The sequence below is a fragment of the Planctomicrobium stercoris genome (genome assembly GCF_051465655.1).
Classification (GTDB): Bacteria; Planctomycetota; Planctomycetia; order Planctomycetales; family Planctomycetaceae; genus Planctomicrobium.
The window spans coordinates 3780446-3800637 of record NZ_CP195791.1 but is presented as its reverse complement, the minus strand read 5'-3'; the positions used below and the strand labels follow the sequence as shown (position 1 = coordinate 3800637).

Sequence of the window (20192 nt, the reverse complement as noted above, 5' to 3'; positions counted from 1 at the left end):
CAGACAGACTGAATTCCGACTCGTTTCCCGTCAGTCGCTCAACATCGAGAGATCCATGTCATTGCCGCTCAAGAGTCAAGACGTTGCCGTTGCCACACTGGCTCGACCGACAGCGGAGTTGACGGACCCACTTAAAATTCTGCAGGAACTGATCGCCATTCCCAGCGTGAATCCGATGGGACAGCCAGTTTCGGGACCGATCTATTTTGAAGGACGGATCAGCGACTGGCTGGTCGATTTCTTTGAACGGCTGGATGTTCCGTTCGAGCGTCAGGAAGTTTTTCCCGGGCGTCACAACATCATCGCCCGGTTCGACTCCCCGGGGGCCACACGCACCATCATGCTGGATGCGCATCAGGACACCGTTCCCGTGGAAGGGATGACAGTCGAGCCGTTTACTCCGACCATCCGCAACGGCCGGCTTTACGGCCGTGGCAGTTGTGATGTGAAAGGAGGGATGGCATCGATGCTGGCTGCGTTCGCCAGACTGGTCATCGAACGTCCTCTCAATGCAACGAATGTACTTTTGGCCTGCACCTGTGACGAGGAGTTCGCCACCACCGGAGCGCGGCATCTGGCACAAAGCTGGAAAAAGCCGGCCGAGAGTCTGGCCCTGATGCCCACCCCACCGGACTTCTGTCTGGTTGCCGAACCGACGGAACTCAATGCGGTCGTGGCTCACAAAGGGGCTGTCCGCTGGAAACTCAAAACGACCGGTCGGGCCTGTCACAGCTCGCGTCCGCATGACGGGGTCAATGCAATCTACAAGATGGCGGAAATCGTTCAGCTGCTGCAGGTGTACGCGAATGAACTGTCTGCAATGCCCCCTCACCCGCTGTGCGGATCACCGTCGCTGAGCGTCGGCTGTATCTCGGGAGGGACCAGCGTCAACATTGTGCCCGATGAATGCGTGATCGAAATCGACCGCCGGGTCATTCCCGGCGAAGACCCCGAGCAGGTGATTCCGAAGCTGACTGCGTGGTTGTCGGCCCGGACAGACACGGACTTCGAAATGTCCCCCTCGTGGGTCGACGGAGCGACGCTGTCTGATGAGGACAACTCTGAGTGGGCGTCCCGTCTGATGGAGCACGTCGCAGATGTTGCCGGCCTTCGCAGACAGCATGGCGCATGGTACGGAACGAACGCCGCGCAGTATTCCATGCGCGGCGTCCCTGCAATCGTACTGGGCCCCGGTTCGATCGCTCAGGCACATACCGTCGATGAATGGATCGAGATCGCACAGCTTCACCAGGCGAGTGAGATCTATTACCGGTTCTGTCTCGACTGATGCAGTGTCGCTGCTTCTCTCGGATTAAAAGAGTCGTCCGATCCCGATCTGGCGGCGCCAGGATGACAGTTGTCCGAGATGAATTCCCATATGCCCCGCCAGGATGAAGGCGACCAGATCTCCGACTGTCGGCAGAAACGGCAACATCTGTTGCCGAGGATTCGGGGCCTGCATCGCAGCTGGATCGACACTGGCGGACTGCGCATGGGCTGTTTCGAACAGGGACTTCAACTTCTCGAGCAATTCCTCTTTCGAGGGATAGTCTTCCCGACGCGTGGAGAGTTCTGAACCTGGACCGTAACGTCTCACCCAGTCTGTCGGAAGAGTTTTCTTCCCCCCTAACAATGCGTTCGCGGAGTCGGCGGTGTAAATCAGGTGACCCAGAATCCAGGCGGGGTGATTGATCCCTGCTGAGGGCTGTTCAGCCATTCGCTCTTCCGGGATGTCTGCCATTAATCCCTGTGCGTAGTTCAGCAGAAACTTGTTGACGTGAACTTCGGATTCGAACATGGAACCTCCTGCACCTGAAATCGCCTGCTCCCGCTCGCTGATGAACAGTCCACTGTTTCATCACAGCAACGGAGCCTGGCAATTATTGTAGCTCTCCGCGAAATCTGTCCACACGGAGATGTCCGAACCCTCTTTCAGGGGAGTGTGGCGGCGAATTCGGGTCAGTTTGCGTTCGAAAGCTGTGTTCATCGCCCCCGGAACGCCACACTTTCGTGAACTTCGTTCCAGTTGCTCACTGTCGCGAAATTCAGCTCAGATCGGTCAGCGGACCGTCCTGGCAGAACTCCGGCTTTCCAAACGATTCAATTTCATGTCCCATCCCATGGGCCAGCGACAGCAGCAACCGGTTGTGAGGAACACCGCCATACTGCAGCGATCGCCCCATCTGGAAATCGAGCCCGTTCCCGATCAGCACGAAAGGGATGTCGTCCATGGCGTGGGTGTTTCCCTCGGCCAGTTCGTTGGTCCACACAACGGTTGTATGGTCCAGTAATGAACCTTCTCCGCCGGGTTCAGGGGTCTCCGCCAGTTTCTTGACGAGGTAGGCCACCTGCTCGCAATACCATCGGCAGATTTTGGTGAGCTGTTCCTGAGCCGCTTCGTTGGAATTCGGTTCGTGAGACAGATGGTGGTGCCCCTCATGAATTCCCAGCCACGACATGCGGGCCTGCCCCACTGACTGAGTGAACTGCAAAGTCGAGACTCGTGCAAAATCGGCCGCGAAGCTGCTGACCATCAGGTCGATCTGCATCTGCGTCAGCTGAGGGAGATTGTCATTGTGAATCACCCACCCGGGCTCCAGTTCCGGAATCAGATGTCCGGCCGGCAGCGGTCCTGACGCCTGAAGTTCACGTTCCATCTGTCGCACGAACTCGGCGTGCTGCTGCAGCAGTTGACGGTCCTCCCGGCTGATCAACGCTTCCATCCGCTTCAGGTCTTCGACGTGAAGGTCCAGCACGCCGCTCAGACTCTCCTGATCCTGCACATTTCCATACAGCTTCTGAAACATCTGGTAGGGACTGTCGATCGGTGCGATCGGCTGATTCGGGCCGGCATACACCATGCGGTTCCAGACAACGGCAGTTTCCGGCACGACCACACCGTATTCCAGCGATCCGAAACGAGTTTGAGTCTTCGGCTGCGACTGCAGGAAATTCTTGATCTCCTGATCGATCGAGATTCCTCTCGACCAGCTGGCTGGGGTGGCTCCTCCACCCTGAAAGTTGCCGGGAAAAAGCTCAATCCCGGTGAGCAGGCATCCGATTCCCCGCATGTGGTTGTCGCCGTCGCCTCCGACTTTGTCGCTGATCCCGTTCAGGACCAGTGTGCGATCCCGATAAGCGTCGAGTGGAGTCAGAATCTCCTTGAAGTGTTGCAGGTTTCCGGCTTCATCCGGCCAGAAGTTTTTCTTCACCACACCGTTGGGTGAGAAGATAATCACGAGCCGCTTTTTTCTGCCTGTCGAGTTCTCAAACCCCAGGCTTGGCAGGTTGCTGATGAAGGGCAACATGGCTGCGCTGAACCCGAACCGTTTGAGAAATTCTCGTCGTGATGCGAATCGTGACATGATCGAAGTTTCCAGGCGGGAGTTCAGCGGGGCTTGATGAACGCAATCGCGCTACGGTGTCGCAGGCGGGAGGGGAGACGTTGAAACAGGTTGCGGGGGATTGATTTCCTGCATCTTCAATGCAGAGACGACAATGATCTCGCGGATCAGGGGACGAATCCGGAACTCGTTTTCTTTGAATGTGCTGACCAGGTGATCCAGCATTTCACTTCCAAACGCTGTGATGGGCTGGCGGACCGTGAAGAGAAAGAGTTGTTCGACAAACGCCTCGTGAACTTCCGGGGACGATTTCAGAAACTCCCCAAGATCCTGCGAACCAGAGAAATGGGTTTCCGCACCTGCGCGGTCAATGTAGGCCCCGCTGGAATCGATGGAACGTTCACGGTCGAGAATTCGGAATCGCCCGGTGGCGTCGAAGTTCTCGAGCGAGAAGCCCAGGCCGTTGATCATGGCATGACAACTCTGGCAGTTGGCCGGGCTGGTTTGCAGAAGCACGCGTTCACGGGTGCTCAGTCCGGCATGCAGGTCGGGTGCGAGGGGGGAGACCGCGTCTGGGGGCGGATTAAGCTGCCGACCGAGGAGCCGGCGCGCCACGAAAACGCCGCGATGAATCGGGGAAGATTCCGAACTGTCCGCGAAACTGGCCATCAGAAACGGATGCGTGAGGATTCCCGCACGTCCCTGGTCCCGGATCGTCACTTTCTGAAAGCCTGCATCCTCCGGCAATTCGAGCCCATAGAACTTCGCCAGCCGTCCGTTGATGTTGTACTCGTCCCCCTGCAGGAGGTCGGTGAACTTCGCATCAGGGTTGCTGATGAAATCTTCGATCTGAAACTCCAGTGAATTCCTCAGGTCTGAACTCAGTGAGCTGTCGAATCCGGGAAACGTCTCGTGATTTTTGACAAGGTCGCTGGTCCGGTCCGTCTGCAGCCACTGCAGGAAGAATTCCCTCAACTTCGTCTGGGTGCGAACGTTCGGAAGCATGCGTTCCACCTGGGCCTCAATCTGTTCCCGAGTCTGCAATTCATTTCGCTCTGCAGCATTGAGCAATGCGACATCGGGAATGGAATCCCAGAGTCCGAATGACATCCAGGATGCTGTCGCAAAATCGTCGAATGGAGCGCGAGTACTCTCGCGATAGAGAAATCCCGGCGACATGAGAGCCATCAGAACGACACGTCTCATTCCCTGATCGAACGAGACTCCTTGACGCGGTCGATCGAGCAGCAGAACTTCTTCATCCGGTGTGAGGGGACGGCGAAAAGCCCGCTTGACGAAGGATCGACAGAACTGGTCGGACCGTTCCCGCTTCAAGTCGTTGGAGTGCTCATGCCGAATTCCTGCAAGACGAGTCATGTCACGGACAACCTCTCGGGCTGTCTCCAGAGCCGCCAGCGAAACCGCTTCCTGCCACGCTTTCGAAATGCCGTTTCCGCGATCGACTCCGCTATTGCGATCATCCGGCGGAAAGGGAGTATTGAGAACAAAGCCGCCGGGATACTTCTGGATCGGGGCGAGATAGCGTGCCGGGATCACTTCCTCAGCATGGCCGGGTCGCTTCCAACGCAGCGAGATTGAGGAGGTCGGCTCCTGATATCGAAAGAACAGCAGGCTGAGCGGATAAGCACGCCCTCCCAGCAGCTTCGTCGAAAAACGGAAGATCCGCTCCGAACTCGGATGGGCCCAGGCATCGATCACGGGGAACTGATTCTGGTTGAAATACATGCGGAATCCGTTTTCGGACTCCACAATCAGTTCGTATGTTCCTGTTGCCGGGACCAGCAGGCTGCCGTCCCAGCGGATTGAAAACTCTCGCTCATCATGGATGACGTCAGGCGGGTGGCTTTCATGGCCGGGGCCGGCAGGAAATCCCGGTGGCTTTTCTCCTCCGAAGTGAAAATTCACTCCGGGATCGATCCGAGTTTCGACCAGTGTGTCTTCTGCGGACGTCCGCAGATTGAAGTATTTGCCGGTGAGACCGCGTTCGTTCGGCCAGGGCAGTTCTTCGTAGAAACTTCCCAGCAGATCGCTGATGCTGTTTTGAATCTGTGTGGCCGTCAGCCGCGAGAACTCAATCTTGGCGGCCTGTGTCCGCTCACGGGCCGCCTGCGTATAGAACTCTGAATGAATGTATTCAGCGATCCTGCCGGCATCTTCGGCCGAACATTTTTGTTCGGTGTCTTCGGGCATCGTGGTCGAGATGACTTTGGTCAGCTCGACAATCGACTTGTCCCCGTGCAGCGGACTGGAATATTCCGATGTCCCTTCCCCTCGTAGACCGTGACACCGGGCACACTGCTGGGACCAGAGCTTTTCCCCTGTGACTGGCTCGCCAGCAGTGAGTGCCTGCTGGTACAGCAGCACGATCACAAGAGGAGTGATCAGGGAGCGTGCTGACGCCGTCCACGGAATTCCGTTTGCGGATCGACAGACGAAGTTCACTGGCTTTGACATTTTCAGATCGTTTCCGACGCGTCGCTGAAGTTGAGACCTGCCTGAGCATTCGCAAGTCCCGTGTCCGTTTCGGATCCAGATAATGCCCGCACTGAATTCCACACGACGATACTTCCAAAGAGGACAAATCCGCAGATGCTGAAGGTCGCCCATTCCCATCTTCCACCCAGGAAGCAGTTGATGGAGAGAAACAGACTGCCGAATGCAGCCATTGTCACAAAGAACTCGCGGAGATCACTCCAACCGATCCCTGGAATCTGGACGCTTCCGTTGGATTCCGCTTCGAGCTTTTTGCGGAATGGTCCCCAGAACCCCGGGGGCTGAGCCGTCCGGTAAAAGGTGTCGAGCACTTCGCTCTTTGTCGGTGGGGTCAGCAAGGCGGCTGCGGTGATCACCACCGATCCGGTCCCGAAGAGAGTGACGAACACCTTCCAGAACTCCCAGTGTTCTCCTCCTAGAAAGAACCAGACGACGACGCAGAACGGGATGCCGATCACGATGGCAACAATCTCTCCCCAGATATTCATTCTCCACCAGAAGAAGCGGAAAAACCCCAGCGGAAGCAGGAACGTCATTGTGGCTGTGTTGATGAACATGAACCAGCTGAAGAACTCATTCACGAGCAGGAGACCAATCAGGCTCCCCGCTGTCAGCATGAGAAGTCCGAACAGCTTCCCCATGAAGACCAGATTTCTATCAGAAGCGTGCGGAGCAAGCTGCAACCGATAGACATCATTGGTCATTACCGATGCTCCCCAGTTCGCCAGGCTGTCAATCGTCCCGATGATAATGGCTGCCTCACCGACAATCAGAAGCCCGAAGACTCCCGGGGGAAGATGAGCCAGCAGACGGCTGTAGATTCCCTGTGCTTCAGTGCCGCTCAGGCCGGGGTATAGGGACGTGATCGCCACAGCCAGTAACCCGGTCGGCAACAGGAAGCAGACAGAGCTGAGAACGCAGCTGACAATCAGGCCCACTTTCGCGTGTGCAGCATTCCGCGCCGCCAGGAACCGCTGCGCGACAAAGCCCTCTCCATAGTTGGGATGAACTCCCAGAAACAGACTTTGAATCAGGAGCACGGACCATGTTGTCCAGCTGATTGCCTTTCCCCCCGGCAACGGGTTCAGAAACTCCGGGTTGTTCTGCTGAAGTGTGGCAAACATCTGATCCCATCCCCCGGCGGCAGAAATCAGGATGGGAACACTCGCTGCAAACGCGATCGCGTAGAAGGCGAATTGCAGCACACCGACATATGCGACACCGTAAAAGCCACTGATGGTCGATCCCAGCAGCGTGACCAGAATCAGGCCGATCACGATAGCCCAGGCAGGCGCGCCAAAGACAGGGACGAGTGACTGCACGGTGTACCCGATCACGTACCCCATCAGCAGAGTTCCCCATCCGAAGGCCATGAACAGGCCGTAGGAGGTTCGGAACAACCGACTGGACCGGTCTCCATCTCCGTATCGACATTTGAAGAACTCAGGGGTCGACTTCAAATTCAATCGCCGCCACAGAGGCGAGAGAAAGACCGACACGAACGGGATGAACACCATGAACTGCGTGTCCACGATCCACCGATAGGCGACCCCGTGCGTGTAGTACACCGACAGTGCGATCGGCAGCCCGCCCATCACGGCCGTTGAGGTCGTTAAGGCAATGATGTACCACGGAAGCGATTGCTCCGCCGTGAAGAAGCTCTCCTGCGACTGCCCGGCTCGCCGCGAGAAGTACGCCCCAATCGCAGCGGCCAGCGCGATGTAAATCGCGACGACCCCCATGTCCAGGACGGTGAATGTTGCGGTCATTTCGCAAGGACCTCACGAGGAGGAAGGGAGGAAGAACAGGGACTTGTGACAAGTTTGATGGTCGAGATCGTTCGGGGGCTCGCACTCGGAGAGTGCGAGGTACTTTGAGTGCAGCAGTGGCCCCCAACTCCTGATTCAGACGCGACTGCTATTCGACGATCAGCTTCTCAACACCCATTGCATCCGCAATCAGGGCCAGCTCTGCCAGAACGTCCCCGTGAACCACGATCACGTGATGGGAGATCCCCGCCTGCAGCATCGTCTTCAGATAGTCTTTCACCGGCGATTTCACCTGCACCATGGCATGAATTTCGTCGCAGGGGAGGCACGGATGATCGAGCGACTCTCCTCTCGAGAGCAGCATCCGCCAGCCGGTCGGAGTCGACAGGAAGTGACCCATCGTGACGGTCCCGGGCTTGAGGATCATTTCCCAGTTCGCCCCGTAGCCTTCGAATCCCCATTCCTCGGGAGCGCGTGTGAGATGCACGCCCCGCTGAAGGTTGGCGACTTCGGGAGTCGCGATGCCGTGCCCGATCAGGAACAGGGCATTCTTGTCGAGGTCGAACTGACCCCATTCCATCTGCACCGGAGTGAGCCCGGTCAGTTCATGCATCATCTGCATCATGATCAGGCCGCCGATGTCACCCTCGCAGCCGACCATCGTTCCATCCTGCTCCGTCAGGAACGATGCCCCCAGCCGGGCCGGTGCGTGTGTAATCTTCTCCAGATAGTGCTGCCCGAGGAAGCAGAGAGCATCGAGTCGATATTTCTCCATCAGTCCACGCATGGCCAACCCCAGCCGCATGGACCTGGCCACGTCGTTGGAGGAGATGGTCTTCAATGGGAAGCGATCGGTCAGCAGTCGCGTCGCGGCCTGAATCTCGTCGTCGCTGATGGTTTCCCAGATGTCAACAAGGTGTTCGGCCTGAATGGTGATGACCTCTGGTCCGAGTTTGCCTCGCACCGTCCCCCGATCGAATTCGAGGTCGAACATCCCGCGGAAGACGTGGCCGACCATGCCGATGTTGAACTGTCGAAGGTGCTTTGCAACTCCCAGGGCGCGGACATGCTGGCCCACTTCACGATAGGCCTCGCCGTCATGAACATCCCCCACCACCACGTGATACTGGCGACCACTCTTATGCAGCGTTCCGGTCAGCTGGGCAATTCCGATCAGGGCACTGTTCCGAAGCGTGGCAGGATACGGGTCGGCCGGATTCACGTGCGTCCCGGTCTGCGTGTTGAACAGCACCAGTTTGGCGTTTGGAACGTATTCCAAAGCGTTGAGGATCATGAAGTCCGGAAGGTACGTCCCTTCCACAATGACGACGACATCCACCCCGGCGGCAGCCAGCTCGCGGCCAGCCCGTTCCGCAGCGTCGAGTGTGTCGATCATCCCCGGGTAAACGATATCCATCTCTTCCGAGAGTCGCAGATGGATCCCGGCAAGGTCGCCCGCCACCTTGTCTCGCAGTTCCGGATACATTCTCCAGTATTCGAAGTAACCACAGGCGATCAGGCCGACTTTGGGCCCGCGCGGTGCTTCCCGTTGATCGTTGAGGATATCCCCGAACTGGCCTTGCTGTGCGGAGTCGAAGGAGGTGACTTGAGTGGACATGCTGACCTCTGCCTTGATGGAATGAATGATTTCTGTGTGAAAACGCTGGAGTTGATCAACCCACAAGCTCGGCGTCGCGAGCGGCGTGTAATCCGGAAAGTGTCGTAAAGACCAGCTCTCTCCCGCTGGCGGCCGCAGCCTGTCGAGCGTAGCCGACCAGCTCACGGTAAAGTTCGAATCCCAGTTCAGAATCCTGTCCCGACTGAATGGGAGAGACATGGGCAACCGGCACAAACGGGATGTCATGTTTCAGGCAGGAGTCGAAATCTCCCTTCGCCAGGGAAAGATAATCGTCGAACTGATCATGCTGCGGGAACCAGGTGTATTCGGCCGCGATCGGGTAAACGCAGAAGCCGTCTTCGTCGCGAATGGAATCATGATGAATCTGCGTGATCTCGGCTCGCTGGGGATTGGGGGCTCGGACGATCATCGCCCAGGCAGCGGGTTGCAGAATCGTCGAACTGTCGTAGCGATACCCTTCTGCCTTCAGCGCGGTGTAGAGGTTGTCGCAGGTGGATGCACAGGGAGACCGAGACCCTTCCACGCTCACTCCGAGGTCCTGTTGAAGGAGTTCTCTGCCAGCTTTGAGCCGCTCACGAATCCGCTCGACCGCCAGCGAGGCAGCCACTTCGTCAGGATGATTTGCAAGGTATTCCCGTGCGGGCCCTTCGTGCGGCAGATCCAGAATCATTCGAGGGGGAATTCCCATTTCGAACCGGTCGTGTTCCAGCCCATGCTGGCCGATTTCATGTCCCCCCTGATCAGCAGCTTCCAGCACGCTTTTATATTCGCGGATCGGGAACGGCTTTCCGAACGGCCGGGGGACAGTAAAGAGAGTCGACTTCATCCCCAGTTCATCGCAGACCTCGAGGATTCGCTCCACGTGAGCCGGCGTCGACCATTCTTCCATCCCGATGTCATCCACGGAAAAGCAGAAGTAAAACGGTTTCATGGGACTTTTCCGAAAGTGGGTGGTTCGAGTCAGGCCGATGTCTGTTGTTTACAGGTCATTTACGCTGCGGGTCGCTTCAGGAATGAAGTAGGACCGCGTGAGAGCTTCCGCGTATTTCACGCCGATTTTGCTGCCATGGAACCTGGCGCGGGCTTCCAGCTGATCGACAAGCTCCGTCAAAAACTCCTGCGCCGCTTTGAACTCACGAATCGCGGCAATCTTCTTTTCAAACGTCGAAGAGACATCGACAAGATGCGTCGGTTCCGGCATCGAATGCAGCACTTCGAAGCGATAAAGTCGACGGGCAGCCCATGGCTCTCCCAAATCGGCGCTGCACTTCCAGCCTGCCTGCCACCATGCGTCGGTCGCCATCCGGGCCATCGCACGATGCTGAAAGTACTCCAGCCAGTCGTGCGTCAGGATGACATCCGGCTGAACACGGCGGATGGCGCGGATGCATTCGCGGTAGATGTTTCGGTCTTCGCGAATCTCGAAGTCCGTCAGTCCCAGGCACTGAAAATCCGTGATCCCCAGTTGCTGATGGGCAGCGATCGCCTGTTCGTGAAACTGCTCGATGATGCCGGGGCGATCTTCCATTCGGCCGAATGCTTCGTCTCCATTTCCGAAGCAGACCACTGCAACATGGCCCCCCTGCTCGACCACGCTTGCAAGTGTGGCTCCCAGTGCAATCACGGAGTCATCGCCGTGCCCTGCCAGCACGAGTACACGCTTCATACCCTCTTCCTCCTGTGGAATTTGGACATCCGGATTCGCGACACGCCCGAGTGTGGATGTTGTCACGGTTTTCGTCTGGAAGGGTCGTGGCCATCATCGACATCCATGGTCCGGTGACCGCGGATGAATGTCAAAACGAATCATGGGCTCTCGAAGTAGCCGGCGGGACTGTAGTAGGCCATTGCGGGTTGTGTTGTGTCGAGCCGGCCGAACAACGCCACGACGGGAGTGTTGGCACGAACTCGAATCGAGTATTGCGTCAGCGGAGGAATCGCAAGCCCACCGATTTCATCAGGGTGATCCAGACGAAGAGCGCGGACACGCTGTGCAGGGACGGTCAGCGGCACGCCGAGCACGGGCTCCCGGTGCTCGAAATAGAAATCAAGCAGGACATCCGCGGGGTGCTCCTGAGTGTTGAGAATCATCAGAGCTTCGTGTGCCTCCATTGGTCCGGAAGCCACTTTTTCGGGAAGATAGCCGTCCGCGAAATACCAGGTGTGGGCGCCACCGCTGGGGGAGGGAAAGGGACGGGAGCCTGCCATGCGAGGCAACTTTCCAGTTCGAGGAGGGTGAGTGACTGGCCGGGTCGAGGCGGCGCGGCCCGAGGTTTGGCGTCAAACTGAAAACGAGTTTAAATTATCCTCAAGCATTGTCAATTCCAAAAGCAATCTTCCAGCGAAACAATGCCGAAACCACGGTGCGAGTGGAGACCGCCCTCAATCTTCTTCAGGTAAAAGGGCCTGAAACACTGGGGGTTTAGCGGCAGACTTCTGGAGTTTTGTAAATTCATGAAGTCTCATTGACAATGACTTTCGGGTTGCTAGACTTTTTTGAGCAGGTGTGACGATAAACCGCACGCCTCCAGAATGTCCTCCCGACGCTTTTGACCAACCGAAAGCATTTCTGTGGCGACTCCCCAGGCCTTTGATGAAACCACCGGCAATCCCGGAGCTCGTCATGCCACCATTCGTGACATTGCCCGCGTCGCGGGGGTCTCGGAAACTACGGTGTCGCTCGCGTTTCAACCCAACTCCCGCATCAGCAAAGAAACACGCGAGAGAATTCTGGAGATCGGCCAGCAGCTGCGTTATGTCCCTAATCTCAGTGCCCAGAATCTGAGAATGGGAAAGTCAAACGCCATCGGCTTTCTGGTCAACGATATTACGAATCCGTTCTACGCCACGATGGTGCGGATCGCCGAAACCATCGCGCAGAACCGGGGCTATCAGGTCATCTTCGCGGATGGCAACTGGAACGCGAATCGCGAAGTCAATGCCGTCGAAAACATGATCCGCTCCCGTGTTCAGGGAGTTCTCATCTGCCCGTGCGAGAAAACACAGAAGAGCTTTGCTCTCCTCGAGCAGCATCAGGTCCCCTCCCTTGTGGTCGACACAGCGCCCGATTCCTATGAGGGAGCGGTCGTCGGAAACAATCTGTACGCCGCCGGCGAACTCGCAGCTAAACACCTGATCGACGTTCGCTGCAAGCAGATCGCGCTGCTGACAGCAGGGCGACAGATGCGAAAGTTCAGTGCGTTTCAGCGAATCGAACGGGGTTTTTTGGAAACACTGGCCGCTCATGGAATCAAGTCAACAAGCATTCCTGTGATCGACGCGGGCCTGAGTATCGACCAGGGGAAATACGGCTTCGAAACATTGGTCAAACGGGCTCCGGGCGTTGATGGCGTCCTGTGTGTGAACGATCTGGCCGCCATCGGTGTCATCGAAGCAGCTGACAATAAACAGATTCAGGTGGGGCGAGACCTTGCGGTCATCGGAATCGACGACCTGGAAGTCTCACGGACTCCCCGGATCTCCCTGACCACCATCCGGCAACCGTGTGAACGTCTGGTCGATCTGGCGGTCAACGCCCTGATTGACAGTATTGAATCTCAGGAACCTCCCGAGTTGAGGATGTTCCTCGAGCCCGAGTTGATCATGCGAAACAGCACTCGTCGCATGAGTTGAGTCGACGTACTTCGCTTTTCATCCCCTGCACCGTTCAGGAACAGTCTCAGATGATCCGTATCTCTTCGGAAGAGTTTGCTGCGCGCATTGAAAAAATCCAGGCTGCCATGGAAGTGGAGAACCTGGACACCCTGCTGGTCTACGGTGATGAATACCGTCGTGAACAGCTGCGATACGTTTGCAACTTCTGGCCCATCTTCGAGCGGGGGGCCTGCGTCATCCCGCGACACGGTTCTCCGATTGTCGTGGGGGCACCCGAAGGCGAAAAATATGCCCGCGAGATGTGCATCTGGCAGGATCTTCGAAACGTCAAGGACTTTGCCTGCGTCTCCGTTCCCGAAGAGATTGATTACCCGCTCGCCACGTTCTCCTCGTTTAAAGAGATCCTTGGGGAAACGCTCAAAGGTGGGAAGCGACTGGGCCTGGTTGGTTCCTGGGATATCCCTCACCCGATCTACGAACGCATTCAGGCTGCTGCCGGCGGGGCCGAGATCATTCCCAGCGACAAGATTCTCCATCAACTGCGAATGGTGAAGTCGCCCGCGGAAATTGCATGTCTGCGGGAAGCTGGACGCCTCGCCTGCCTGGGATACGAAAAGCTGATTGCTGCTTCCGTGCCCGGCAATACAGAGCTGATGGCGGCTGCTGCCGGTGAAGGTCCGGCCCGGGCCGCTGGAGCGGAAACGATTGTCTTCATGGTCTACGGAGCTGGATCACGTTCAGGAACGATCATCGGACGCCCGACCAACCGGATCATTCGCGATGGCGACATGGTGATGGCAGCCATGGCAGTTCAATATCAGGGCTACATTGCGACGGTTGAATATCCGTTTGTCGCAGGTTGCGCATCGGATGAGGCAAAGTATCTGCTCGAAGCCCTCTTCAAAGCGGCGAACGTGCAGTTGGGTTATTTGACCGACGGTGCGATTTCCGGAGAAATGGTGAAGGCGGTCCGGAACGTTTTCGCAGAGTATGGACTTTCGCAGTACGACATCTATCCCCCGATGCACGGCATCGGACTGGCTGAAGCGGAATCCCCTTATCCTGACATCAATGCTACCTACCAGTTCACCGAGGGGATGTGCGTCAATTCCGACATCAGTCTGTTCGGACACCCTGCAGGATCGAATCGGCTGGAAGAAGGATTTGTGATCACCGCCAACGGCCCGGAATCCCTGACCCCTTATATCCGCGAATTGTGTGAGAAGCAGCTGATCAGCACCGATGAGCTGTCTGCTTGTGAAGTGACGTGCGCGTAACGCCAGGCACGCGGCAGCAGTTGAGGTCCATCAGTTTCTTTCCAGTGAAATGATTTCTTTGCGACGTGGATCGCAAGTTTTTTGAATGAATGAAAGTCGTGTCATTTTCTAATCAATGTCTGTCGAGGAGGTCCCATGCACAAGTCCACTTCCTGTTCGAAAAATCGGCCCCGTGACTGTCGACGCAGCGCATTCACGCTCATTGAACTGCTTGTGGTGATTGCGATCATCGCGGTCCTGATCGCCCTGCTGCTCCCTGCTGTCCAGCAGGCTCGAGAGGCAGCCCGCCGTTCCCAGTGCGTGAACAACCTGAAGCAGATGGGACTGGCGATCCACAATTTTCAGGACACTTACAACCGCATCCCTCCTGGAGGCGCCACTGACATGCAGCCTTTTGGCGTAATTCAAACGGCGGGCACCAGCAGCTGGGGAAGCTCCTGGATGGTCTTCATTCTCCCTTATCTTGAGCAGGGGACGCTGTATTCGAAGCTGGCATTCGACTGGGGATCGGGGTGGATCAGCCCGGCAAACATGCTGCTATATTCCCAGACAAACGTCCCTGTCTATCACTGTCCATCGTCCACGTTAAGTCCGTTCGCATCGCACTTTGACAATCCCTACGCTGGCAATATTCCCCGAAGAGCCTCGACCTATGTCGGAATTGCCGGTGCGGTCGATGGTCTGATTCCATCTCACACCGAAACGCGGTTCACCACACTCACTGACAAAGGGATCATCGGTGGAAGCGGGACGTTGGTTCCCAACGGCAAGCTCAAGTTCCGGGACCTGACGGATGGCCTGACGAACACCATCGTCATCAGTGAACAGGGGGAAGGGATCTACACCAGCGACGGGACCATCAAAGACTGGCGTTCCAGCAACGTCTATGGTTGGCAGATGGGACTCGTCCTGGACAAGGTTCCGCCCGAATATGTTGATCCCGTCGGCTATTCCTGCCATCAGTCGTCGATCACCACCATCCGTTACCCGCTGACCCGCAAGACTGACTGGCCGGCGGGTGGAGCTGGATGTGGATCGACCGGAGTCTGTGAGCTGGGTGTCAATCTGCCTCTCTCCTCGGCCCACACGGGGATTGTCAACGTGGCGATGGGTGACGGCTCGGTCCGGAATCTCAGCCAGTCCATTTCTCTCGCCCTGCTCGCAAAACTGGCGACGCGGGATGATGCACAGCCCAACGGCGAGTTTTAAAAGCGTTGTTATGGCCGCGTGTCCAGGCTGCGCGGTTTCTTTCAGTGTCGATCGTCACCCCGCCCCAGCGGCGGAGTGGCCCGGATGCTTCGTCACTTCGGCATTTCGTACGGAGCCGCTCTGGACGTGATGAATGCGTCCCGATTGTCCTCCTCGTAACCTCCTCCAGGACTTCTGTCATGTCGCAGATTTTTCACGGTGACACTGCTTGTCGAATGAAGTTGCAGTCTCGCCTTCGATTTCTGAGTTTGTCGCTGGGCCTCTTACTCGTCGGGCTCTCAGCAGGATGTTCCGGGAGTAAAGGACCCGCCCGGTATCCGGTGCAGGGGACAGTCTCGCTGGATGGAGTGCCACTCAAAAGTGGCATCATCATCTTTCGAGATGTCGCGAATGGTTCTCTCGATTCAGCCACGATCGAAGAGGGACGCTATTCGACGCAGGCGGAAGCGGGCACCCGGCGGGTCGAGATCTGTGCTTATGACCCCAACGACAAACCGAAGATGGAGAAAGGGGTCCCTCAGATTTTCGTTCCGAAGAATCTGGTCGCTGAGAAATACAACGTCGCCAGCACGCTCTCCGCGGAGATCAAGCGGGGTGAGAATCCGGGCCTGAATTTTGAAGTGACTTCGAAGTAAGAATCCTCTGCTACCTGCCCGCCTGAAATCCCCACTCGACTCAGTACTTCCGCTGAATTTGATCTGAAGGAGATAAAAGAATGCAACGCCGTGAATTTCTGAAGCTCGGAGCCTGCTCAACCGCCGCAGTTGCGGGAGTCGCAACAACGACCAAAGCAATGGCTGCCAGTGAGGGTGTCAGCACCAGCTGCCCAACCGCAGGACCCCCTCCGGGAGTTGCTTCCAATTACTCTGCCGAACAGCAGCGAAAGCGGCTTCAGAACATCAAGATCGGGAATGACAGCATTCGCAATTGCATGCGGAAGCATCTGGTCACGAACTATCTCTCCGGACAGTGCTGTTACAACCTGGGCGAATACCCGTGCGTCAAGCCGTGGAACCCGGATGAATATGACGAGCAGGAACTCGACCGCCTGAAGGCGCAGGGGATTCAGCTCATTCAGGTATTCGATGAATGGAGTGATGCCCGACGACTGCACGGTGGTGATAAGTTTACAGCCCTCAATCCCGAAGGGTTCCACCGCTTCGTCTCCATGGTGCACAAACGCGGAATGAAGATTCTGGCGTACTGCTCCAGTGGCTATTTCGACATGCACGATCCGAATCTCAAGCCGGAATGGATGAGACCGGGCGATGGCTGCTATGTGGGATGGTTTGAACTGGGACGATGCTCACCAGCGAGCCCCGACTGGCGGGCCTACCTGCTGCCGAAGATGCAGTTCATTCTCGATGAATATGGGGTCGACGGGATTTACAACGACTGGGGATATGTCCCGAATGCCATGCGCGGTCCGAATGCTCCGCAGGCAGCCGATGCCATTGAAGCGTTTCAGGAAACCGCGAACTTCGACGGGGCTGCGACGGACCTGCTCGCGCTGATGTATGATGAAGTCAAACGGCGCGGCGGCATTCTGAAACTGCATGCCGACTTCGCAAACCAGCCCGAAACAGCCGGATTAAAGGTTTACGACTATCTCTGGGTCGGAGAAAACGTCAACGATGCCAATAAGCTCCGGGACCTGGTCAAGGATCATCCTCCGTACGTGGTGCCGTGCATCGATACCATGTTCGCCAAGATCGCCAGCGACGACGAACCGTTCCTGCTCTCCATCCCGTACCTGCAGTTCCCCATCCTTCCCGGAGGACGTCCATTCACCGGGGAACGGGCCATGGTGCCGGGCTTCAATTATCTTTCGCCCAATGACCTGTGGATGAAACGCTGCCGGGCTGCCTGGGAGTATCATCAGGCTCATCCGAATGGTCCGCACGTCTACGGCAGCTGGGACGAGGTGCCCCCCAATCCCCGCAGCCAGGAAACGCACGCCAAATGGCTGAAGAGATACCAGCAGATCACGGAAGATGGTTCGTGGGCGTGGCTGGATATTCGCGAATCGAATCTGTTCTCCGCATCACTTCCAGGCGATGTGGTTGCCTCAGCGTTTGCGAATCAGGAGTTCTACATGGTTCTGGCGAACTATGGAGAACAGAAGGCCGAAGTCGCACTGGCTGAGACCTATCTGCCAATTGATGCCGATACCGGTGCTTCGAAAACCTGGACGCTGGCACCCCGTTCACTGCAGATCCTGCGTCGGGTCAATGTGAGCTGAATCCAGCGTGAACGTCCGGAATCTTGACACCAGGACGACTCTGGTGGCTTCCTCTTGAGGCCACCAGAGTTTCTTTTCACTGCTTAGTGACTGCCCGCGGACTTGATTCCACCAAAGGCTGCGAAACAGGCGTGGGCGTGTAAAAGCTCCACGTCTTCGAACCCGGACCGGGCAAGCAGGCTGAGCTGGTATGGCAGCGGGCGCGGAGAATCTTCATACGTCGCGTACGCAAACACCTTGTCACGGTACTCAGGTCCGTTGAGTGAGGTCAGGTACTCGCCGTATCTCTTCCACATGAGAGCCTGAACAGCGGGATTGCCGTGGGAAATCAGGTCGAAGATCCAGAACGAACCGCCCGGTGCTGTCGACGTTGCAATCCGGCGGAACGTCTCTTCCCACTGGGTATCGGTTCTTAAATGATGAAGCACCGCCCCTGCGAGGATCACGTCATACTGACGGCTGTCGAACGGCAGGGTTCTCAGATCACCTTGAAGCTTGGTGACTTTGATCTTCCGCCCCTCCTGAATTCTCTCGGCCGCTCGATCGAGCATCGGTCCGCTCAAGTCGAGGAGTACAACTTCTTCGACGCTGTCGCAGGCGGTCAGAAGTCGGAGCGTGAAATTCCCGGCTCCGCATCCCAGGTCCAGAACCGATCGGGGAGCAGGATTGACCGCGAGCGCTGCCTGCGTCACCAGTTCCAGTGCCAATGGAGCGTCGATTGCCGCTGACTGTCCCGTTTCGAGATTCGAAAACCGCGACACATCCTGATCGAAACGCTGCCGGATTTCTTCCGGAGTGGATTTGCCTTGAAACAGTGACATGGGCAATTTCAATGTTGGGGTGAAGGATCGATTGAAGCCGCTGCAGCGTCACTTCAATTCGTGAGTTCACCTCCAATTATGGCGGGCTCCCGTCGAATCGGCCATGCCGTGCTGATCCCGGGTTTGCTCCGCGGGGACCCGGCTTGATCTCAGAACGTGATTGAACAGTGGGAGGGCGAGGCTCCTGCCGAGCCGCGGACGTGTGATCGCGTGAACTTTCTTGCGGCTCCGCAGGAGCGTCGCCCTCCCGAATCTGGATTCCGTTGAATTTTCAAAACACGGTCTACGACAGGATCTGCTGAATGACTTTTCCGTGGACGTCGGTCAGGCGACGCTGGATTCCATTCTGGTAGTAGGTCAGCTTCTCGTGGTTGAGGCCCAGGAGATGCAGAGCAGTCGCGTGCATGTCATAGCAGTAGGTTGGGTTCTCTTGAGCCTTGAATCCGAGTTCATCGCTGGTTCCGTAGGCGGTCCCTCCGCGGATTCCGCCTCCAGCCATCCAGGCGGTGAAGGCCCCCTGATTGTGATCACGCCCCTGTCCCTGAGCTGCAGGCTGTCTTCCGAATTCAGAGGTACAGATGACGAGCGTTGAATCGAGCAGCCCTGTCTGCTTCAGATCCTGAATCAATGCGCTCGCGCCCCGATCGAGAATCGGCCCCCAGTAGCCGTGATCGCGAACGAGATCTTCATGGCTGTCCCAGTTGGGGCGGATCTTCTTGGCTCCCGTGTTCTCTGCCCCGCAGTAGATCTGCACAAAGCGCACACCACGTTCAACCAGTCGCCGTGCAAGGAGGCATTGTCTTCCAAACGGCCCGATGTCCGGGTGATCGATCTGGAAGCGATTGTGTGTCTCGGGCGTTTCACCGCTCAAATCGCTGACTTCCGGAACACTCAGCTGCAGGCGTGCCGCGAGTTCGTAAGCAGCGATGCGGGCGTCCAGCTGCGAGTCCCCTGCCCGATTGGACGCGTGTTCCGCGTTCAATTCCTTGAGGAAGTCCAGCCCAGCCTGTTCTCGATCGAGCGGCCATGATTGGGTGTCGGCCGGGAAAAGGTCCGCGATCGCAGGTCGATCTGAAGCTGCCTCGAGAATAGTTCCTTGATACATGGCAGGCAGGAAACCAGCCCCCCAGTTCACGACGCCCCCGGGAGGGAGTCCGCGTGGATCCGGGAGCACGACGAAGGCGGGAAGGTTGTCCCGTTCACTTCCCAGGCCATAGGTCACCCATGAACCCATGCACGGAAAGCCCGGAAAGATGAACCCGCTGTTCATCATGAACATGGCTGGACCATGCAGCGCGGTCTTACTCTGCATCGAGTGGATGAATGCCAGGTCATCCACCTGTTCAGCCAGGTGCGGGAGTAAGTCGCTCATCCAGCGACCGCATTCACCATGCTGGCGAAACTTCCAGTACGAAGGCTGACAGTTCCCCGGCTTTGAGGCGAAGAAGGTGATCTTGCCATCGGGATCAAACGGCTTCCCCGCCCGTTCTTCGAGAACCGGCTTGTAGTCCCATGTATCAAGATGGCTGAGCCCGCCGGGACAGAAGATCTGAATGACAGCCTTTGCACGGGGAGCGAAGTGCGGCAGCTTGCTCGTTGCCGCATCTTTCTGATCTGCGAGGAGATGGTCATCGGCCAGCAGCGACGTCAGCGCCACTCCCCCGAGCCCGCCTCCCAGCTGCCAGAGAAAGTCTCGACGGGACAGCGGAGCAGCACGGCCGGCGCAAGATGGATTTTGGTTGGGGGGGGAATTTGTCATCAC

16 protein-coding genes are annotated in these 20192 nt (G+C 57.2%); 6 read left to right on the top strand and 10 right to left on the bottom strand.

The annotated features are described in order from the left end of the window. Positions 1 to 55 precede the first annotated feature (55 nt). Positions 56 to 1288 carry a M20 family metallopeptidase gene (locus SH661x_RS15430; RefSeq protein WP_437223126.1) on the top strand — a complete coding sequence of 411 codons (1233 nt, stop codon included), beginning with the start codon at positions 56 to 58 and terminating at the stop codon, positions 1286 to 1288. Between the two features lie 24 nt (positions 1289 to 1312). Here SH661x_RS15430 and SH661x_RS15425 read toward each other — a convergent pair whose 3' ends face one another. The 8 genes from SH661x_RS15425 to SH661x_RS15390 form a co-directional block, all read right to left on the bottom strand. Beyond that, positions 1313 to 1798 carry a DinB family protein gene (locus SH661x_RS15425; RefSeq protein ID WP_437223123.1) on the bottom strand — a complete coding sequence of 162 codons (486 nt, stop codon included), beginning with the start codon at positions 1796 to 1798 and terminating at the stop codon, positions 1313 to 1315. A 247-nt stretch (positions 1799 to 2045) separates the two neighbouring features. Further along, complete coding sequence (locus SH661x_RS15420; RefSeq protein ID WP_437223121.1) at positions 2046 to 3365, bottom strand: DUF1552 domain-containing protein; 1320 nt, start codon at positions 3363 to 3365, stop codon at positions 2046 to 2048. 51 nt (positions 3366 to 3416) lie between these two features. After that, a complete protein-coding gene (locus SH661x_RS15415; protein WP_437223118.1) occupies positions 3417 to 5819 on the bottom strand; it encodes a DUF1592 domain-containing protein in 2403 nt (800 codons plus the stop codon). A gap of 2 nt (positions 5820 to 5821) precedes the next feature. Next, positions 5822 to 7627, bottom strand: a complete 1806-nt coding sequence (locus SH661x_RS15410) for a hypothetical protein (protein ID WP_437223115.1) — start codon at positions 7625 to 7627, stop codon at positions 5822 to 5824. Between the two features lie 148 nt (positions 7628 to 7775). Further along, positions 7776 to 9245 carry a hypothetical protein gene (locus SH661x_RS15405; protein WP_437223113.1) on the bottom strand — a complete coding sequence of 490 codons (1470 nt, stop codon included), beginning with the start codon at positions 9243 to 9245 and terminating at the stop codon, positions 7776 to 7778. 55 nt (positions 9246 to 9300) lie between these two features. Further along, a complete protein-coding gene (locus SH661x_RS15400) occupies positions 9301 to 10197 on the bottom strand; it encodes a polysaccharide deacetylase family protein (protein ID WP_437223110.1) in 897 nt (298 codons plus the stop codon). Positions 10198 to 10245: 48 nt separating this feature from the next. Next, positions 10246 to 10932 carry a PIG-L deacetylase family protein gene (locus tag SH661x_RS15395; protein ID WP_437223109.1) on the bottom strand — a complete coding sequence of 229 codons (687 nt, stop codon included), beginning with the start codon at positions 10930 to 10932 and terminating at the stop codon, positions 10246 to 10248. 140 nt (positions 10933 to 11072) lie between these two features. After that, the gene (locus SH661x_RS15390) at positions 11073 to 11474 is read right to left on the bottom strand and encodes a sensory rhodopsin transducer (RefSeq protein ID WP_437223108.1); all 402 of its coding nucleotides are present in this window, start codon (positions 11472 to 11474) and stop codon (positions 11073 to 11075) included. 363 nt (positions 11475 to 11837) lie between these two features. Here SH661x_RS15390 and SH661x_RS15385 point away from each other — a divergent pair, with 363 nt between their 5' ends. From SH661x_RS15385 to SH661x_RS15365, 5 genes are all read left to right on the top strand, one after another. After that, complete coding sequence (locus tag SH661x_RS15385; protein ID WP_437223106.1) at positions 11838 to 12899, top strand: LacI family DNA-binding transcriptional regulator; 1062 nt, start codon at positions 11838 to 11840, stop codon at positions 12897 to 12899. A 50-nt stretch (positions 12900 to 12949) separates the two neighbouring features. Next, the gene (locus tag SH661x_RS15380; RefSeq protein ID WP_437223105.1) at positions 12950 to 14158 is read left to right on the top strand and encodes a M24 family metallopeptidase; all 1209 of its coding nucleotides are present in this window, start codon (positions 12950 to 12952) and stop codon (positions 14156 to 14158) included. A 135-nt stretch (positions 14159 to 14293) separates the two neighbouring features. Next, positions 14294 to 15367 carry a DUF1559 family PulG-like putative transporter gene (locus SH661x_RS15375; protein ID WP_437223103.1) on the top strand — a complete coding sequence of 358 codons (1074 nt, stop codon included), beginning with the start codon at positions 14294 to 14296 and terminating at the stop codon, positions 15365 to 15367. A 248-nt stretch (positions 15368 to 15615) separates the two neighbouring features. Then, positions 15616 to 16002, top strand: a complete 387-nt coding sequence (locus SH661x_RS15370; protein WP_437223101.1) for a hypothetical protein — start codon at positions 15616 to 15618, stop codon at positions 16000 to 16002. An 80-nt stretch (positions 16003 to 16082) separates the two neighbouring features. Next, entirely contained in the window at positions 16083 to 17609 is a 1527-nt protein-coding gene (locus tag SH661x_RS15365) for a hypothetical protein (RefSeq protein ID WP_437223100.1), read from the top strand. Positions 17610 to 17692: 83 nt separating this feature from the next. Here the strand turns inward: SH661x_RS15365 and SH661x_RS15360 are convergent, their stop codons facing one another. Both SH661x_RS15360 and SH661x_RS15355 read right to left on the bottom strand, forming a co-directional pair. After that, positions 17693 to 18430 carry a class I SAM-dependent methyltransferase gene (locus SH661x_RS15360; protein ID WP_437223097.1) on the bottom strand — a complete coding sequence of 246 codons (738 nt, stop codon included), beginning with the start codon at positions 18428 to 18430 and terminating at the stop codon, positions 17693 to 17695. 283 nt (positions 18431 to 18713) lie between these two features. Next, on the bottom strand, positions 18714 to 20189 hold the full coding sequence (locus tag SH661x_RS15355; RefSeq protein WP_437223095.1) for a DUF1501 domain-containing protein: 1476 nt from the start codon (positions 20187 to 20189) through the stop codon (positions 18714 to 18716). Positions 20190 to 20192: the final 3 nt, after the last annotated feature.

What these genes read in the sequence shown, in the direction of transcription:
- SH661x_RS15365 (WP_437223100.1), top strand. Translation starts at nt 16,083, where the DNA reads ATGCAACGCCGTGAATTTCTGAAGCTCGGAGCCTGCTCAACCGCCGCA.
- SH661x_RS15400 (WP_437223110.1), bottom strand. Translation starts at nt 10,197, where the DNA reads ATGAAACCGTTTTACTTCTGCTTTTCCGTGGATGACATCGGGATGGAA.
- SH661x_RS15360 (WP_437223097.1), bottom strand. Translation starts at nt 18,430, where the DNA reads ATGTCACTGTTTCAAGGCAAATCCACTCCGGAAGAAATCCGGCAGCGT.
- SH661x_RS15420 (WP_437223121.1), bottom strand. Translation starts at nt 3,365, where the DNA reads ATGTCACGATTCGCATCACGACGAGAATTTCTCAAACGGTTCGGGTTC.
- SH661x_RS15425 (WP_437223123.1), bottom strand. Translation starts at nt 1,798, where the DNA reads ATGTTCGAATCCGAAGTTCACGTCAACAAGTTTCTGCTGAACTACGCA.
- SH661x_RS15395 (WP_437223109.1), bottom strand. Translation starts at nt 10,932, where the DNA reads ATGAAGCGTGTACTCGTGCTGGCAGGGCACGGCGATGACTCCGTGATT.
- SH661x_RS15405 (WP_437223113.1), bottom strand. Translation starts at nt 9,245, where the DNA reads ATGTCCACTCAAGTCACCTCCTTCGACTCCGCACAGCAAGGCCAGTTC.
- SH661x_RS15375 (WP_437223103.1), top strand. Translation starts at nt 14,294, where the DNA reads ATGCACAAGTCCACTTCCTGTTCGAAAAATCGGCCCCGTGACTGTCGA.
- SH661x_RS15380 (WP_437223105.1), top strand. Translation starts at nt 12,950, where the DNA reads ATGATCCGTATCTCTTCGGAAGAGTTTGCTGCGCGCATTGAAAAAATC.
- SH661x_RS15390 (WP_437223108.1), bottom strand. Translation starts at nt 11,474, where the DNA reads ATGGCAGGCTCCCGTCCCTTTCCCTCCCCCAGCGGTGGCGCCCACACC.
- SH661x_RS15355 (WP_437223095.1), bottom strand. Translation starts at nt 20,189, where the DNA reads ATGACAAATTCCCCCCCCAACCAAAATCCATCTTGCGCCGGCCGTGCT.
- SH661x_RS15410 (WP_437223115.1), bottom strand. Translation starts at nt 7,627, where the DNA reads ATGACCGCAACATTCACCGTCCTGGACATGGGGGTCGTCGCGATTTAC.
- SH661x_RS15415 (WP_437223118.1), bottom strand. Translation starts at nt 5,819, where the DNA reads ATGTCAAAGCCAGTGAACTTCGTCTGTCGATCCGCAAACGGAATTCCG.
- SH661x_RS15430 (WP_437223126.1), top strand. Translation starts at nt 56, where the DNA reads ATGTCATTGCCGCTCAAGAGTCAAGACGTTGCCGTTGCCACACTGGCT.